Below are 15,028 nucleotides of genomic sequence, written 5' to 3' on the forward strand. Positions count from 1 at the left end.
CCCGTGGCCGTCCCGTCGTAGGGGGCAGCCGGGAGCGCGACAAGGTGTAGACGACCGAGTCAACAGGCTCGGTCGTTTACGGCCGAGAAGTTGACGCGCCCCGATCCCGCCGGACTTCAACGCGGACGCAGGCCGGGCCGCGCACTCGGCGAGCACCGCTGCGGCCTGCCCGGCGAAGGCGGTGGCCGCGGCGGTGGCCTCGCGCTCCACGTCGGCCGTGGTGAGCGCCACGAGCGGAGGGTCGGAGGGCGCCGGGTCGAAGGGCGCGTGCCAGTCGGGGCCCCGGAGCGCCCGCGTGACCTCGGCGGGCACCCTCGCGGGCTCGGGCGGCCATTCCCGGCCCACGAGCAACGCCCGCTCCAGCAGCCAGCGTTCGGCGGCGCTGTCCGACGTGCGGGAGGAGCTGTACATGATGAGAGGCTGATCCGGCGGGGCCGAGCCTCGTTCCAGCAGCTCGCGGGCGCCCGGCGGTGCCGAGTCGATCAGCGCCCGCAGTCTGTCCGCATCGGCGTGGTGATCCAGTACGGCGTCGATGCGCTGCTGCTTCGTTGTGCCCGGTGCCAGGCCGAGAGCCCTCACGATCCTGCGGAGCTCCTCGGACGACCGGGCGGGCAGCAGTTCGTCGAGCCCGGGACCGAGGCCGAGGGGCGCTTCCCAGCCCCGGCGCAGAGCGGGCGCCAGGTGCGGCTCACCGGTGGGTCCCGGCCAGACCAGCGCGTGATCGGCGAGGGCGTGCAGAACGGGCTCGAGCTCGCCCGCGTCCGCATCGAGCAGGCGGTCCAGCTCTGTACGGGCCACGGGGGCCGGCAGGGCCGCGAGCGCCTCGGCGACCTGCAGACAGGGCAGCGGCAGCCGGGTCAGGGCCTGTACGACCGAGCCCGGCCGCTGCAACCGATCGGCCAGCTCACCGAGGGTGCGCGGCTCCGGCGCCCGCGTACTGTCGGGTCGTGCGTCCAGCACACGGCGCAGCCGGTCGGTGTCGAGGGTGCGGAGCCAACGCATCAGCGTCGAGGCACGGGAACTACCGATGGGAATCACCTGTGGTGCGGTGGTGGCGTACGGGGTCAGTCCTGGGTCGCGTACGCGACGAAGCCAGTCCACGCGGCGGGGGAGAGGGCGAGCTGGGGGCCCTGCGCGTCCTTGGAGTCGCGGACGTGGACGGTGGTGGAGGAGAGGGCGACTTCGACGCAACTGTCGCCGTCGCCGCCGCTGTAGCTGCTTTTGAACCAGACCAGTTGTGTGGTGCTCATAGCACTCCTCGCATCCGCCGCAGCAGGCTCACGGAGTCGTCCAGTGAGAGAGCCTGTGAACGCATCCTGGCATACCGCATCTGGAGCACGCTGATCTCTTTCGGGTCGGAGATGAACTGGCCGCCGCGCTGCCCCTCGCAGTACCCGAGCCACTTGTTGTCCGGGGTCTCCAGCAGTTGCATGGGACCGTCAAGCCCCGCGTGGTGCTCCCGCACTTGCGGCATGACCTGGATCTCGATGTTCCTCAGCTCGTTGAGGTCGAGGATGTGGTCGACGAGGTCCCTGGTGACCTGCGTCCCGCCCGTGCGCCGCAGGAGCAGGTGCTCTTCGAGGATGAAGCTGTACGCGGTGTTCGGTCGCTCCCGCAGTAACCGCTGCCGTTCCAGCCGCGCCGCCAGCTGGGCCTCGATCTGCTCGTCCCCCAGCGGTGGAAGCTGATTGACGAAGAGTGTCCGCGCGTACGCCTCCGTCTGCAACAGGCCCGGAATCAACCGGCATTCGTACGTGCAGAGGCTGAGCGCGACCGCCTCCAGCCTCGCCCAGCGCCGGAACCATGCCGCCAGTCCCGGCTGCCGCGACAGATGCAGCGCCGCCTTTCGCAGCGCCCCCGTGTTGCCCAGGGCGGCCTCCGCGAGCTCCACGAACTCGTCGTCCGGCATGCGGCGCCCCAGCTCGACCGACGCCACCGTGTGCTTGGAGAACCGCACCAGCGGCGCGAACTGCTCCCGGCTGAGCCCTGCGTGCTCGCGCAGCGCCTGAACCACCGCGCCGAACGTCCTCAGACTGTCCGAGGATTCCGGCTCCACACCGTCCGTCATGTCGGCCACCTTCCGCACTCCTGCCCCGCTGCCACTCTCAACCGGCTCATCGTCACGGCCGGTTACGCGTACTGTCCACTCCGCGTGCGCGTACGCTGACGCAGCGTACGCGGCGCCTGCCTGGAGAAAGGGCCTGCCCGCAGGCCACATTGGGGCCATGACGTCCCCCAGCACCCATCAACAGCCGGTCAGCGTACGTGTGTTCAGGCAGCGATTCAGCTCGACCCCGCGCGGCGCGCGGCTCGCCCGGCATCTCGCGCTCCATCAGCTGGACAGCTGGGGCATCCCGCACGGGACCGAGGCGTCCGACATCCTCGCCGTGCTCGTCGCCGAGCTGGCGGCGAACGCCGTGACCCACGGCCGCGTACCGGGCCGGGACTTCGAGCTGCGGATCGTCCGCACTCCCGGAAGCGTCCGCATCGAGGTCTCCGACACCCGCGGTGAGCGCCGTCCGCCGGGGCCCGGGGATGTCGCCCTGCCGTCTCCGGTCGCGGAGAGCGGCCGGGGGCTGGTGCTCGTGGCCGCGCTCGCCGACCGGTGGGCGGTGCTCGACCGCGTACCCGTCGGGAAGACGGTCCGCGCGGAACTGGACCTGCCGTGCCAGGGCCTGTTCCCCCGTTCCGGTCCTGAAGCGGGGGGCAGGGGCTGAACACGACCCTCCGAGTAACCGGGCACCACCCGTCAGTCGACCGCGCGCCGCGGGGCCGGCGCGGAGGCCGGCTCCCTCCGCGGCGTGGGAGACGGCGCGAAGGCCAGCGAGGACAGGAAGGACAGGGACCTCAGCGAGGACAGGGAAGTCCGCGCGGGCAAGAGGGGTAGGCCCCGCATCAGCCGTACCACCGCGGTCCCGTAGGCGATGCCGAAGACCAGCGAGACGAGCAGGGCCAGGTGCTTCGAGAATCCGTCGATGAGCGGGTAGATCTGCCAGTGCGTCAGATAGATGTACATCGAGCTGGTTGCCGTGAGACCGGCGACCTGGTTGACGCGCTCCCGGCTGGGCAGTGTGGGCACCCACACCAGCAGCGTGAACCCGGCGACGACGATCGCCTCGCGCCAGGGCTCGCCGGGGAAGAACCCCGGCACGGTGGCGATCGCGGCCGCCGTGACCAGCAGCCGCTGCGGCACCGTGCGGGACTTCGCCGCCGCCCAGCCGAGCGCGAACAGCCAGAAGACGGTGACCGCGTCCGTCATCTGGGAGCGCTGCGGGAGGCCGACGAGTTCGTATCGGGTGAGCAGGCCGAGGCCCGCGAGCGCCACGGGAAGGCCGTACGGGAAGCGCCGCTCGGCCCGGTCCACGGCGGGGACGCACAGGACGGCGACGACGGCGATCAGGATGTAGACCAGGGCCTCGATGAACCAGGTGTGGATGCCCGACCCCATGTCCTGCGGCCTCAGGGCGTTGTGCAGGAGGAAGAGATTGTCCCATGTGTAGTCGTCGCTGATGAGGAGGGCGAAGCCGATCCAGGCCATGCTGGGCAGGGCGATGCGGGTGATGCTGCGGCGGACGCGGCGGACGCGTTCGCGCCGTCCGGCGTCGGTGAGGTGGAAGCGGGCGAAGTTGTACCCGGCGACCGCGAGCAGCAGATGGGCTCCGCCCCTGATCGTGAAGACGCCGATGTGCGAGCCGACGACGCAGAAGATCGCGGCGGCGCGCAGGGCGACACCGGTCTCCAATGTGCGTCTTCGGGATCGGGAGGACCGGGAGCGGGACCGTGCGGCGGGGGGCTTCTGCTCGGGCGGCCTCAGCAGTTCGCGGATCGACGTCGTGTGCCAGTTGTGCGGCAGATGACCGAGCCGGTCCTCCAGGTGGATGGACATCTCCACGTACGACAGCGAATCGCCCCCGAGGCCGACGAAGGTGCTGTCCTCCGTCACGTCCGTCCGGTCGAGGATCTGCGCGTACAGCTCGCACAGGGCCTCAGCGGCGTCGTCGGTGGAGGGGGTGTTCGCGATGCCGTCGCGGTCGGGGTGGTGGGCGAGCGCGCGTACCGCCCGGTAGTCGGGCTTGCCGGTGGGCAGGCGGGGCAGCTCGTCCACGACCTGGACGTGGACTGCGCCTGTCGGCAGGCCGCACTCGTCCGCGACCAGCCGTCGTATGCGCCGTTCGTCGAAGGCGCCGGGGTCGCCTGAGTCGCCTGAGTCGCCGGGGTCGCGCGAGTCGCCCGTGTCGCCCGTGTCGCCCGACGCGACGGCCGCGACGGCGAGGGCGTCGTCGTCGCCGGTGCACAGAGCCGCGACCCCGTGCCGTTCGAGCATCGCTTCGACGCGCTGCGGGTCGATCCGCAGGCCGAGGATCTTCACGAACCGGCTGCGGCGCCCGACGATCTCGTAGAGCCCCTCGGGGGTGCGTCGTGCGATGTCACCGGTGCGCAGTTCGTCGATGGTCCGGCCGAGCGAGAGGTCGTCCGGGGTGCGGGCGTAGCCCAGCATGACGTTCGGCCCGGAGTACACGAGCTCCCCGGTGTCCGCGCCGGGGTGGTCCTCGACCGGTTCGAGGCGGAACGAGCCGCCGGGGACCGGCACGCCGATCGACGCGGGGTGCGCGGCCGCGAGATCGGGCGGCAGATAGGCCATGCGGGCGGTCGCCTCGGTCTGGCCGTACATGACGAACAGGTCCCAGCCGCGGCGTTCGCCCAGTGCGGCGTAGCGCGCCACACGGTCGGGCGCCAGCCGGCCGCCGGCCTGGGTCACGTACCGCAGATGCGGCAGGTCCAGGTCGGCGAAGCCGACCCGGTCGAGCAGGTCGAAGGTGTACGGGACGCCGGCGAGGGAGGTGCCACGGGCCCGGCGGAAGAGGTCCCAGAAGCAGGAGTCCGCCACCGACAGCCCGGTGAGGACGAGGCCCGCGCCGCGCAGCAGATGGCTGTGGACGACGGAGAGTCCGTAGCAGTAGTGCATCGGCAGGGTCGTCGCGGCCCGGTCGGTGTCGCGGATGCCGAGATACGTGGCGATCGCCTCGGCGTTCGCCTGGAGGTTGTCGTGCGAGAGCCGGACCAGCTTCGGCGACCCGGTCGAACCGGACGTGCTGAGCAGCAGGGCGAGGTCCGGGTGCAGGTCGTGGGCGGAGACCGCGCGCCGCTCCTCGATCTCCCACTCTCCGGCCGCCGGCCGTACGACGACATCGGGGTCGTACGCCGCGATCAGCGACTCCACGGCCTCCGGGTGGTCGCCGGGGACGAGGAGCAAGGGATGTCCCATCGACAGCGCGGCCAGATGGAGGACCAGGGCCTCGGCGGTGTTGGCGCCGGGCAGGAGCACGAGCCGCCGCTCGGTGCCCAGGCGCAGCGCGGCGTCGGCGACCCGAGCAACGAGCTCGCGGTAGGAGATCTCGCCATCGGCGGTGATGAGGGCGGCGCGGTCGCCATGCGTCGCGAGGCGATGGGCGAGGAGCAGTGTTCTGCCGCCGGCGGGCGGTGCGGGGTGGAGCGTCACGGGCGTATCGTAGGTAAGCCTTCCCTTATCGGGAAGGGGGTCGGTCGTCGTTCGCCGAGGCGGCGGGGGCGGGAGATTCCCCCGGCGTCCGTCAACTGCCGTGACCAGTACGGGTGATGAGGCCCGGAGGGTCTGGTGGCCCGTTCACGCCTCGCCCCCCGTGTCCAAGCCGTTACCGATGACCCTATTGACTCTTAGGTGAGCTTTACCTTACCAATGCTCTGATTCGTTGGTTCTCTCCCCGGCACCGGTCGCGCCCCACGCGGCATCGCCCCGCGTGACGGCGGTGAGCACGTCAGGAAGGCTTCACCCTCATGCGACGCCCGTTGGCCCGCAGTCTCGCCGCCGCCGCGGCAGCCCTGTTCCTGCCTGCCCTCGCCGGCTGCAGCGACGAGCCCGCTGGGCTCGTCATCTACTCCGGCCGGAACGAGAACCTCGTCGGGCCCCTCATCGAGAAGCTGGAGGAGCACCTCGGCACCACCGTCGAGGTCCGCTACGGCGACAGCGCCGAACTCTCGGCACAGCTCCTCGAGGAGGGCGACAAGACCGAGGCGGGCCTCTTCCTGTCGCAGGACGCGGGCGCGCTCGGCGCGTTGTCCAAGGAGGGCCGGCTCGCGCCGCTGCCGCAGACGACTCTCGACAAGGTCGCACCGACCTACCGCAGCGCCGCCGGTGACTGGGTCGGCGTCAGCGGGCGCGTCCGCGTCATCGCGTACAACTCCGAGAAGGTGACCACGCCCCCGGACAGCGTGCACGACCTGGTGAAGCCCGAGTGGAAGGGCAAGATCGGCTACAACCCGACCAACGCCTCCTTCCAGGCGTTCGTCACCGGCATGCGCGTCCTGGAGGGTGACGACGCCACCCGCGCCTGGCTGGAGGGCCTGAAGGCCAACAAACCGAAGGCGTACGAGAGCAACCTCAACGTCCTCGACGCCGTCGACTCCGGCGAGGTGCCCCTCGGCCTGCTCAACCACTACTACTGGTACGAGAAGGCGGCCGAGAAGGGCGCGGACAAGCTCAAGGCCAAGGTGCACTACCTGCCCAAGGGCGACCCGGGCGGCCTGGTCAACGTCGCCGGGGTGGGCCTGATGAAGGGCGCCGACAAGCAGCAGAGCGCGTACGCACAGAAGGCCGCCGACTTCCTGCTGTCCGCCGAGTCGCAGCGCTACTTCGCCGAGGAGACCAAGGAGTACCCGCTGGCCGCGGGCGTCAAGCAGGCCGAAGGCGTGCCACCGCTGGACTCCCTCCAGCCGCCGAAGATCGACCTGGGCCAACTCGACTCGTTGAAGGCGACACTGGCCATGCTCCAGGACGTCGGAATGGTCTGACCGTGACCACACCGGAATCCCCCATCCGGACGCGTCACGACACCCGCCCGTCCCGCCCGGCAGGCGCCCCCGCGCCCGCCGGGCGGTCGCGCGCCGCGGTCCGGCCCTCCTGGCCGCTGCTCCTCCCCGCCTGCGTGGCAGCGGCGCTCGCCGTGCTGCCGCTCGGCTACCTGGCCGTACGGGCACTGGAGCGCGGCCCCGCCTTCGCGTTGGACGTCGTCGCCGACGAGCGGACCGGGCTGCTCCTCCTGCGCAGCCTCGGACTCGCCGTCGTCGTCGTCGCGGCCTGCCTGGTGCTCGGCGTGTCCCTGGCCTGGCTGACCGTGCGCACGGCGCTCCCCGGCGCCCGCGCCTGGTCGGTACTCGTGACGCTGCCGCTGGCCGTGCCCAGCTATGTCGCGGCGTTCTCCTGGCTGTCCGCCGCGCCCTGGCTCGCCGGGTTCACCGGGGCCGCACTGGCGATGACCCTGGTCAGCTTTCCGTACGTGTACCTGCCCGTAGCCGCCGCGCTGCGCGGCATCGATCCCGCGGAGGAGGAGGTGTCCCGCTCGCTCGGCCACGGCCCGCTGCGCACGTTCCTGCGCGTCACGCTCCCCCAGTTGCGACCGGCCGCCGCCGGTGGCGGGCTGCTGGTCGCGCTCTATGTACTGTCGGACTTCGGTGCCGTGTCACTGATGCGATATGACACCTTTACCCGCGGCATCTACACCTCGTACCGGGCGAGTTTCGACCGCACCCCGGCCGCCGCGCTCAGCGCCGTACTCGTGATCATGACCGTGGCGCTGGTGGCGGCGGAGGCCCGCACCCGGGGCCGCGCCGGACACGCCAGGACCGGCAGGGGCACCGCACGCCCGGCGGTGCCCGTCGCGCTCGGCCGGCTGCGGCTGCCCGCGCTCGCCTGGTGCGGGACCGTCGTCGTCGTGGCCGTCGGCTTCCCGCTGGCCGTGCTCGGCTACTGGCTGGCCGTCGGCTCGTCGGCGACCTGGGAGCCCGCGCTGCTCACCGACACGGCGCTCACCACGCTGGGTGTGGCCGCGGCGGGCGCCGCGCTCACCACCTTGCTCGCCCTGCCGGTCGGTGTGATCGCGGCCCGCCACCGCGGCCGGACCGCGCAACTGCTGGAGCAGGCCGCGTACGCGGGGCACGCCCTGCCCGGCATCACCGTCGCCCTCGCGCTGGTGTTCTTCGCGGTCCGCTACGCCCGCCCGCTCTACCAGGAACTCCCGCTGCTTGTCTGCGCGTACGCGGTGCTGTTCCTGCCGGTCGCCGTGGCCGCCATCCGGGCGGCCGTCCTCCAGGCTCCGCCCGTGCTGGAGGACGTCGCCCGCTCGCTCGGCCGTTCACCGCTGGGGGTGCTGCGCGAGGTCACCGTGCCGCTCGCCGCGCCCGGTGTCGCCGCCGGAGCCGCCTTGACCTTCGTGGTCTGCATGAAGGAACTGCCCGCGACCCTGCTGCTGCGGCCCACCGGAATGGACACCTTGGCCACCCGCCTGTGGACGGAGACCGGCGCCGGATCGTACGCCGCCGCGGCCCCCTACGCCGCCGCACTGATCCTTCTGGCCGCCGTCCCGTCCTACCTCCTCGGAAGGCACAGAACATGACCGACCTTCACCTCACGGGAGTGGCCAAGGCATACGGCCCCGGCGCCACGGTACTCGACGGACTCGACCTCACCGTCCCGGCCGGCTCGCTGGCCGCCGTCCTCGGCCCCTCGGGCTGCGGCAAGACCACTTTGCTGCGCATCGTCGCCGGCTTTCTGCGCGCCGACGCGGGCAGCGTCACGCTCGGTGGACGCACCCTCAGCGCCCCTGGCGTGCATCTGCCGCCGGAGCGCCGCCGCATCGCCATCGTGCCCCAGGAAGGTGCCCTCTTCCCGCACCTCAGCGTGGCCCGCAACGTGGCGTTCGGCCTGACCGGCCTGGACCGGCACGGGCGCGGGCGCCGCGTCGACGAGATGCTGAAGCTGGTCGGGCTCGGCGGCTACGGCGACCGTATGCCGCACGAACTCTCCGGCGGACAGCAGCAGCGCGTCGCCCTCGCCCGCGCCCTGGCCCCGGAGCCCCAGCTCGTCCTGCTCGACGAGCCGTTCAACGCCCTGGACAGCGCCCTGCGGGCCGGCGTACGCGACGATGTGCGCGCCGCCCTCCGGGCCACCGGCGCCACCGCTGTCCTGGTCACCCACGACCAGCAGGAGGCCCTGTCCACGGCGGACCTCGTCGCGGTCGTCCGGGACGGCCGCGTGGCGCAGTGCGCCGCCCCCCAGGAGCTGTACCACCGCCCCGCCGATCCCTGGGTGGCCGCGTTCGTCGGCGACGCGGTCCTTGTCACCGGCGCCGCGGACAACGGCACAGCGACGACCCCCCTCGGCCGCATCGCCCTGGCGGGCCCGCCCGGCGGACTCCGCGAGGGCCGGGTGCTGCTCCGTCCGGAACAGCTGCAGCTGACCGACCCCGCCTCGGCGGACGTCCGGGGCACGGTGACCGACGTCCGCTTCTACGGCCACGACGCCATGGTCACCGTCGCCGTCGACGGCGTGGACGGGCCGATCGGCGTCCGGGTCCCCGGTCCGGTGCCTGTGCGCGCGGGCGGGCAGACCGGTATCCGCGTGACGGGAGAGGCGACGCTCCACCCGGCGACCGGTTGAGGGGGCGATTGGCCGGCGGTGTCGTCGGTTGAGGGGGTGACTCCCTGGGGGGCGGCCGCTCCTTGACGTGGCCGACCGGCCGGCGCGGGCGTTGCCTGCGGGGCGGGCCCCGATGGTCCGAGCGCTTGCGGGCGGATCGGTCAAACGTCGAGGCCGCGCTGACGCGGCAGCCGTGCCACCGCCCACTTCGCCTCCTGGGCCAGCGGCCCGAGAGCCCTGCGCCCAGGCTCGGCGATCTCCTTGAGCAGCGCCTTGCCGTGGGCGATGGCCTCGCGGGCCAGTGCCGCGTCGCCCGACTCTGCCGCGGCGAGAGCGAGCTGGAGGTACTCCTCGGTGATCACTCCGCCGAACCGGCGCCGTCGCCGCCAGTCCGGCACGGCGTCCTGGTCCTTGGCGGCGGGCGGCGGTTCGATCCCGAGGTCCAACTGGAGCTGATCGGGATCGTGATCGTGACCGGGGGCGCTCGCCGGGGCCGGCTCCAGGGCGACGACGACGCGTTCCAGCGCACGGCAGGCTCCCGGGAGGTTGCCGGCGCACCTCTCGTACGTGGCCAGCTCGAGGCCCGCCGATGCCCGGTCCCATGCCGTGTCCTGCAGTGATGTGACGTTGTACTGCGCTCGCGCGGCCTGGGCGAAGTCGCCGAGCAGTGCCAGCTCCCGGGCGATGCCGCTCAACCGGCGCGCATCGGGACCCGTGTCGTCCAGCATCCGGATCAGGGCGACCCGGGCGTGTTCGGTACGGCCCTGGAGGCGGGCCAGGGTCACCCACGTCAACTGCGGTGCGGCGGACAGGTCCTCGCCGTAGTGCTTCGCGCCGTGCTCGCGCGCCCACTCGGCGCGAGCCTCCGGCTCTTTCGAGAGCCACAGCGGCGCCCCGCACAGCAGCACGGCGTCCTCGGCCAGTCCATGGCGGCCCACCAGCACGGCCGCGAGGCGCAGTTCGTCGCCGTGCCCCGCGTCGGCGACCTCCCGCTCCAGCAGGTGCCGCAGGAGCGGGAGATCGCCGTCCTGGCGGTCGTACTGGGCTGCGCGCAGCACGGTCGCCCGCCGCGCCGCGTCCCCGGCCACCGGTCACTATTTACTTGTACACAAGATAAGTGTGGTCGAGGTGCTTGCTTACCAGGGATGTGAGACGATGCTGGGACTACGCACCGGCCGGCGACCGAAGGAAGGAACCAGTCCGTGAGCAGCCCAGACGCCTCCGCCCCCGCCCTGGCCGAAGCCCCGGAGCCCTCGTTGCTCCTGGACGACCAGTTCTGCTTCACCCTGTACGCCGCCTCACGAGCCGTCACCAGCGTGTACCGGCCCCTGCTCGACGCCGTCGGCCTGACCTACCCCCAGTACCTGGTCATGCTCGTGCTGTGGCAACACGGCACCACGCCCGTCAAGGATGTGGTGACCGCCCTGCATCTCGACTACGGGACGCTCACGCCCCTGCTCAAGCGCCTGGAGGCCAACGGCCTGCTCAAGCGGCAACGACGCGCCGACGACGAACGGGTCGTCGAAGTAGCGCTCACGGAGCAGGGTGCGGCGCTGCGCGAGCGCATCCGCACCGTCCCTCCGGCGATCGGCGACGCCATGGGGCTCACGCCCGAAGAGATCACGACCGCGCAGAACCTGCTGCGCCGGCTGACGGCCAACGTGAGCCTGGCCACCGCCGCACCGGAAACGGCGCGGCCGACGCCGTAGGGCGCATCGCCCCCGGCCGCCGAGGCCCCGCCGTAGGTGCGAGCGGTCGCTGCCCTACGCCGGCTGCAGCAGGTCCCAGCGGTTGCCGTACAGGTCCTCGAAGACGGCGACCGTGCCGTACGGCTCGTGTCGGGGCGCCTCCAGGAAGCGCACCCCCGCGGCCGTCATCCGGGCGTGGTCGCGGGCGAAGTCGTCGGTGTGGAGGAAGAAGCCGACCCGGCCGCCGGTCTGCGCGCCGACGCTCGCCAGCTGCTCGTCGCCGTTCGCGCGGGCGAGGAGCAGATCCGTACCGGCCGTGACCGCCTTGCCGCCCGGGCGGACGACGACCCAGCGCGAGCCGTCCCCGCGGTCCGTGTCCTCGACCAGCGTGAAGCCGAGGGCGTCCCGGTAGAAGGCGATGGCCTCGTCGTAGTCACGTACGACCAGCGTGATCAGGGCGATACGGGGCAGGGGCGCGGGCGTGGACATCGGTTCTCCTCGGTGGGGGCGCACCAGTATCGCCGACGGGTGCCGCCGCGAGCCCGGCACAATGCCCGGCATGGACCCGTCGATCGAGCAGCTCACCGACCGCGCCCGGCGCCTCGCCCGCCCCGGTGCCCGCCGTATCCTCGGCATCGCAGGGCCGCCCGGGGCCGGAAAGTCGACGCTCGCCGAGGAGCTCGTGGCGCGGCTGGGCGGGCTCGCCGTGCTCGTACCCATGGACGGGTTCCACCTGGCCCAGGCCGAACTGGAGCGGCTCGGCCGGGCCGCCCGCAAGGGCGCGCCGGACACCTTCGACGCCGCCGGTTACGCCGCCCTGCTCGCCCGGCTGCGCGCCCCCGAGGCGGGCACGACCGTGTACGCGCCCGCCTTCGACCGCGGCCTGGAGCAGCCGGTGGCCGGCAGCATCCCCGTGGCCCCGGACCTGCCGCTCGTCATCACCGAGGGCAACTACCTCCTGCACGACGAGGGCCACTGGGCCCGGATCCGCGCCCTCCTCGACGAGGCGTGGTACCTCGACCTGCACGACGTACGACGCGTGCCCCGCCTCATCGACCGGCACGCCCGCTTCGGCAAGGAACGCCCTTACGCCGAGCGCTGGGTCAGGGACTCCGACGAGGCCAACGCCCGCCTTGTCGCGCACAGCCGGCACCGGGCCCATCTGACGGTGCGAATGGACTGATCAGGCACTGTCCCGGGGATCAGGGATCCCGCCGGGTGGTGCCTCAGGGGGACTTGGTGTCCAGGTTGGTGGCCGGGACGTGACCCATCCGGCCGCCGCTGGTAGTCCTCGATGGCCTGGTGGATCTCCTGGCCGGTGTTCATGACGAACGGCCCGTACCGGGCGACCGGTTCGTTCAGCCAGACCCGGGCTACCTGGACCCGGCCACGGAGACCAGCCCTGCCTGGACCCGCCCACGCAGACCGGCCCACGCCCGGGTGACATTCGTTGGACGGGCCCGGTCCTAGCAGGTGTTGCGGGTCATGACGTTGTTGACGGTGGGTTCGGGGCGGTCGGCGGGGCGGGATCGGTTGTGGACGGTCTGGCGCGGACGATGGCTTGGTCTCCTCGTGGACCGAACAGGTGCAGGATCTCCACGGTGCTCGTGTCCGCGGGGCCGAACCAGTGGGGCTCGGTGGTGTCGAACTCGGCCACTTCGCCGGGCCGCAGCGTGAAGTCCTGCGCCCCGAGGATGAGGCGTAGCCGACCGGCGAGGACGTAGAGCCATTCGTAGCCCTCGTGGGTGACCAGTTCCGGCTGGCGGGGTGCCAGTACCTGCTTGAAGACCTGGACTCGGCCCGGGTACTGCGTGAGGGGCACGAGGACGCTGCCGCGCTCCTTGTGCACGGGCCGGAGGTGCACCCGAGGGTCACCGCTGGCCGGCGCCGCCACCAGTTGGTCGAGTGCGACGTGGTGCGCCCGTGCCAGCGGGATGAGCAGGTCCAGAGTCGGGCGCCGCTTGCCCGATTCCACCCGGGACAGTGTGCTGACGGAGATCCCGGTCGTGGCTGCGAGTGCCTCGAGCGTGAGTCCCCGTTCCCGGCGCAGCCTGCGCAGCCGGGGCCCGATGCCGTCGAGAATCTGCTCCAGCTCCGCATCCTTGGATCCTGTGTTCATGGATCAAGTTTTGCAGTGTTCGCAAAATTGATGGGCTGTGGTCGTCGTCCGCTCCGATCCTTGCCGGGCAGTGTTCCCGGACGTGAGAGGTGGACCTTGACCGCGACGACTCACCCTGTTCAGCCCATGCTGAGTGCGCGCAGGCGCTGGACGGTACTGGCCGTCTGCTGCCTGAGCATGTTCCTGGTGGGCCTGGACACCACCATCGTCAATGTGGGTCTGCCGGCCATCGGGCGCGGCCTGGATGTCGACACGCGCGGTCTCGAATGGATCGTGGACGCCTACACCCTCGTCCTGGCCAGTCTCCTGATCTCCTCCGGCGCACTGGCGGATCGCTTCGGACGCCGCCGGGTGTTCCAGTGCGGGCTGGCCGTGTTCGGCGGGGCCTCACTGGTCTGCGCGCTCGCCCCGTCGGCGGGCGTACTCATCGCGGCCCGCGCTCTGCAGGGCATCGGCGCCTCGATGCTCAGCCCCGTGGCGCTCGCGATCGTGGTGAACGCGATGCCGGACCCGAAGGAACGGGCGCAGGCGATCGGCATCTGGGCGTCGGTGTTCGGGCTGAGCATGGCCGCCGGTCCCGTGACGGGCGGCGCGCTGCTCGCGGGGCTCGGCTGGCGGGCGCTGTTCTGGATCAACGCACCGGTCATCGCGGCCGCTCTGCTGCTCAGTGCGGTGTTCGTGCCGGAGTCCCGGGCACAGCGGGCCCGGCGGCTCGACCTGCCCGGCCAGGTCCTGCTGACCATGGTCCTCGCAGTCGTGGTCGGCGTCCTGATCGAAGGGCCGCGCATCGGCTGGACGTCGCCTGCGGCGCTGGCGGGATACGCATGGGCTGCCGTGGCGACAGCCGGATTCGTGTGGGTCGAGTCCCGCCGACGTGAGCCGCTGATGGATCTGCGGCTCTTCGGGCGCCCGGTCTTCAGCGGTGCCGTCGTGGGCGCGGTGGCGGTCTTCGTCGCCCTGAACATGACACTGCTGCTGAACACCCTCTACCTGCAGCACACCCGGGAATGGACGCCGCTGGCCGCCGGCGTGGCGACCTTGCCCTTGGCCGTCGGAGCGACCGTCTGCGCCCCCTGGTCCGGCCGCATGGTCGGCCGCACGGGACCGCGGCTGCCGCTGCTCCTTGCCGGCGGTTTCATCACGGTCGGCGGGCTCTGCCTGGTTCGGCTCACCCCGCACACGAGCGTGCTCCTGCTTCTGGCCGCATACTCGCTCATCGGCATCGGGTTCGGCTTCGCCAACGCCCCGATCACCAACACCGCGGTCAATGGACTGCCACCCGCCCGTGCCGGCGTGGCCGGGGCGATCACCTCCACCGCACGGCAACTTGGCTCCGCCCTCGGCATCGCTCTCGCCGGCGGCCTGGTCACGGCCACCAGCCCGACGGGGCTCGCACACGCGTCCCGCCCGGGCTGGATCCTGGTCGCCACCTGTGGCGTACTGCTCTTCCTCGTCGCCCACGCATCACGGCCGAAGGAGGCCACCACGGGCCCCGCCTCCCCACAAGCGCGGTGAGCCACGTGACTCACCGCAACGCACCCTTGTCCGTTGAAGGGCGCCGCCGCCTCGTCGAGCGCTGCCGAACTCGCCCCATTGCGAACCCATACGGCCGTTGAGAACAGGCCCCCGGCAGCTCGACTACGTCGGGGCGTCACCGACGTCATGGCCTCGTACATCTAGGCCCGTACTTCGCGGGTCACCGTTTCAGGTCTGTGGCCAGCGGGTTTGCCCGATGTCGGTGTCGAGGAGATCGAGGAGGTGGAGTTGGAC

The 15,028-nt window shown here is 71.9% G+C and carries 14 protein-coding genes and 1 pseudogene; 7 read left to right on the top strand and 8 right to left on the bottom strand.

Translation table 11 applies throughout. The features are described 5' to 3' along the window. From ACFV9O_RS37150 to ACFV9O_RS37160, 3 genes and pseudogenes are all read right to left on the bottom strand, one after another. Positions 1–1,101 (bottom strand): annotated as a pseudogene (locus ACFV9O_RS37150) (hypothetical protein); the annotation flags it as partial. Further along, positions 1,065–1,250 (bottom strand): DUF397 domain-containing protein, encoded by a 186-nt coding sequence (locus tag ACFV9O_RS37155; protein WP_385426590.1) that lies wholly within the window; start codon positions 1,248–1,250, stop codon positions 1,065–1,067. The pseudogene ACFV9O_RS37150 and the gene ACFV9O_RS37155, both read right to left, overlap by 37 nt. Next, positions 1,247–2,068 carry a Scr1 family TA system antitoxin-like transcriptional regulator gene (locus tag ACFV9O_RS37160; RefSeq protein WP_385426594.1) on the bottom strand — a complete coding sequence of 274 codons (822 nt, stop codon included), beginning with the start codon at positions 2,066–2,068 and terminating at the stop codon, positions 1,247–1,249. Before ACFV9O_RS37160 ends, ACFV9O_RS37155 begins: the two co-directional genes overlap by 4 nt. A 157-nt stretch (positions 2,069–2,225) precedes the next feature. Between ACFV9O_RS37160 and ACFV9O_RS37165 the strand changes: the two genes are divergently transcribed. Beyond that, positions 2,226–2,717, top strand: a complete 492-nt coding sequence (locus ACFV9O_RS37165) for an ATP-binding protein (protein ID WP_385426597.1) — start codon at positions 2,226–2,228, stop codon at positions 2,715–2,717. Between the two features lie 32 nt (positions 2,718–2,749). Here ACFV9O_RS37165 and ACFV9O_RS37170 read toward each other — a convergent pair whose 3' ends face one another. Beyond that, positions 2,750–5,500 (bottom strand): AMP-binding protein, encoded by a 2,751-nt coding sequence (locus ACFV9O_RS37170; protein WP_385426600.1) that lies wholly within the window; start codon positions 5,498–5,500, stop codon positions 2,750–2,752. A gap of 314 nt (positions 5,501–5,814) precedes the next feature. On the opposite strand from ACFV9O_RS37170, the gene ACFV9O_RS37175 reads away from it, so the two are divergent. The 3 genes from ACFV9O_RS37175 to ACFV9O_RS37185 are packed head-to-tail and all read left to right on the top strand — an operon-like array spanning position 5,815 to position 9,472. After that, positions 5,815–6,828: an iron ABC transporter substrate-binding protein gene (locus ACFV9O_RS37175; protein WP_385426603.1), complete on the top strand. Its 1,014-nt coding sequence runs from the start codon at positions 5,815–5,817 to the stop codon at positions 6,826–6,828. Between the two features lie 2 nt (positions 6,829–6,830). Continuing rightward, positions 6,831–8,429, top strand: coding sequence for an ABC transporter permease (locus ACFV9O_RS37180; protein WP_385426606.1), 1,599 nt, complete (start codon positions 6,831–6,833; stop codon positions 8,427–8,429). Further along, the gene (locus tag ACFV9O_RS37185) at positions 8,426–9,472 is read left to right on the top strand and encodes an ABC transporter ATP-binding protein (RefSeq protein WP_385426608.1); all 1,047 of its coding nucleotides are present in this window, start codon (positions 8,426–8,428) and stop codon (positions 9,470–9,472) included. Before ACFV9O_RS37180 ends, ACFV9O_RS37185 begins: the two co-directional genes overlap by 4 nt. Positions 9,473–9,612: 140 nt before the next feature. Here the strand turns inward: ACFV9O_RS37185 and ACFV9O_RS37190 are convergent, their stop codons facing one another. Next, positions 9,613–10,539 carry a hypothetical protein gene (locus ACFV9O_RS37190; RefSeq protein WP_385426611.1) on the bottom strand — a complete coding sequence of 309 codons (927 nt, stop codon included), beginning with the start codon at positions 10,537–10,539 and terminating at the stop codon, positions 9,613–9,615. A 114-nt stretch (positions 10,540–10,653) separates the two neighbouring features. Here ACFV9O_RS37190 and ACFV9O_RS37195 point away from each other — a divergent pair, with 114 nt between their 5' ends. After that, entirely contained in the window at positions 10,654–11,160 is a 507-nt protein-coding gene (locus tag ACFV9O_RS37195; protein ID WP_385426613.1) for a MarR family winged helix-turn-helix transcriptional regulator, read from the top strand. Between the two features lie 54 nt (positions 11,161–11,214). Here ACFV9O_RS37195 and ACFV9O_RS37200 read toward each other — a convergent pair whose 3' ends face one another. Continuing rightward, the gene (locus ACFV9O_RS37200; RefSeq protein ID WP_385426628.1) at positions 11,215–11,610 is read right to left on the bottom strand and encodes a VOC family protein; all 396 of its coding nucleotides are present in this window, start codon (positions 11,608–11,610) and stop codon (positions 11,215–11,217) included. Between the two features lie 88 nt (positions 11,611–11,698). On the opposite strand from ACFV9O_RS37200, the gene ACFV9O_RS37205 reads away from it, so the two are divergent. Beyond that, a complete protein-coding gene (locus ACFV9O_RS37205; RefSeq protein WP_385426616.1) occupies positions 11,699–12,322 on the top strand; it encodes a nucleoside/nucleotide kinase family protein in 624 nt (207 codons plus the stop codon). Here the strand turns inward: ACFV9O_RS37205 and ACFV9O_RS37210 are convergent. Continuing rightward, positions 12,226–12,573: a pirin-like C-terminal cupin domain-containing protein gene (locus tag ACFV9O_RS37210; RefSeq protein ID WP_385426619.1), complete on the bottom strand. Its 348-nt coding sequence runs from the start codon at positions 12,571–12,573 to the stop codon at positions 12,226–12,228. The genes ACFV9O_RS37205 and ACFV9O_RS37210 overlap by 97 nt on opposite strands. Before the next feature lie 49 nt (positions 12,574–12,622). Beyond that, on the bottom strand, positions 12,623–13,258 hold the full coding sequence (locus ACFV9O_RS37215; protein ID WP_385426622.1) for a helix-turn-helix domain-containing protein: 636 nt from the start codon (positions 13,256–13,258) through the stop codon (positions 12,623–12,625). A 126-nt stretch (positions 13,259–13,384) separates the two neighbouring features. Here ACFV9O_RS37215 and ACFV9O_RS37220 point away from each other — a divergent pair, with 126 nt between their 5' ends. Next, the gene (locus ACFV9O_RS37220) at positions 13,385–14,773 is read left to right on the top strand and encodes an MFS transporter (RefSeq protein ID WP_385426625.1); all 1,389 of its coding nucleotides are present in this window, start codon (positions 13,385–13,387) and stop codon (positions 14,771–14,773) included. The last annotated feature ends 255 nt before the right edge of the window (positions 14,774–15,028 follow it).

This window comes from Streptomyces sp. NPDC059909, from assembly GCF_042730885.1.
Lineage (GTDB): Bacteria > Actinomycetota > Actinomycetes > Streptomycetales > Streptomycetaceae > Streptomyces.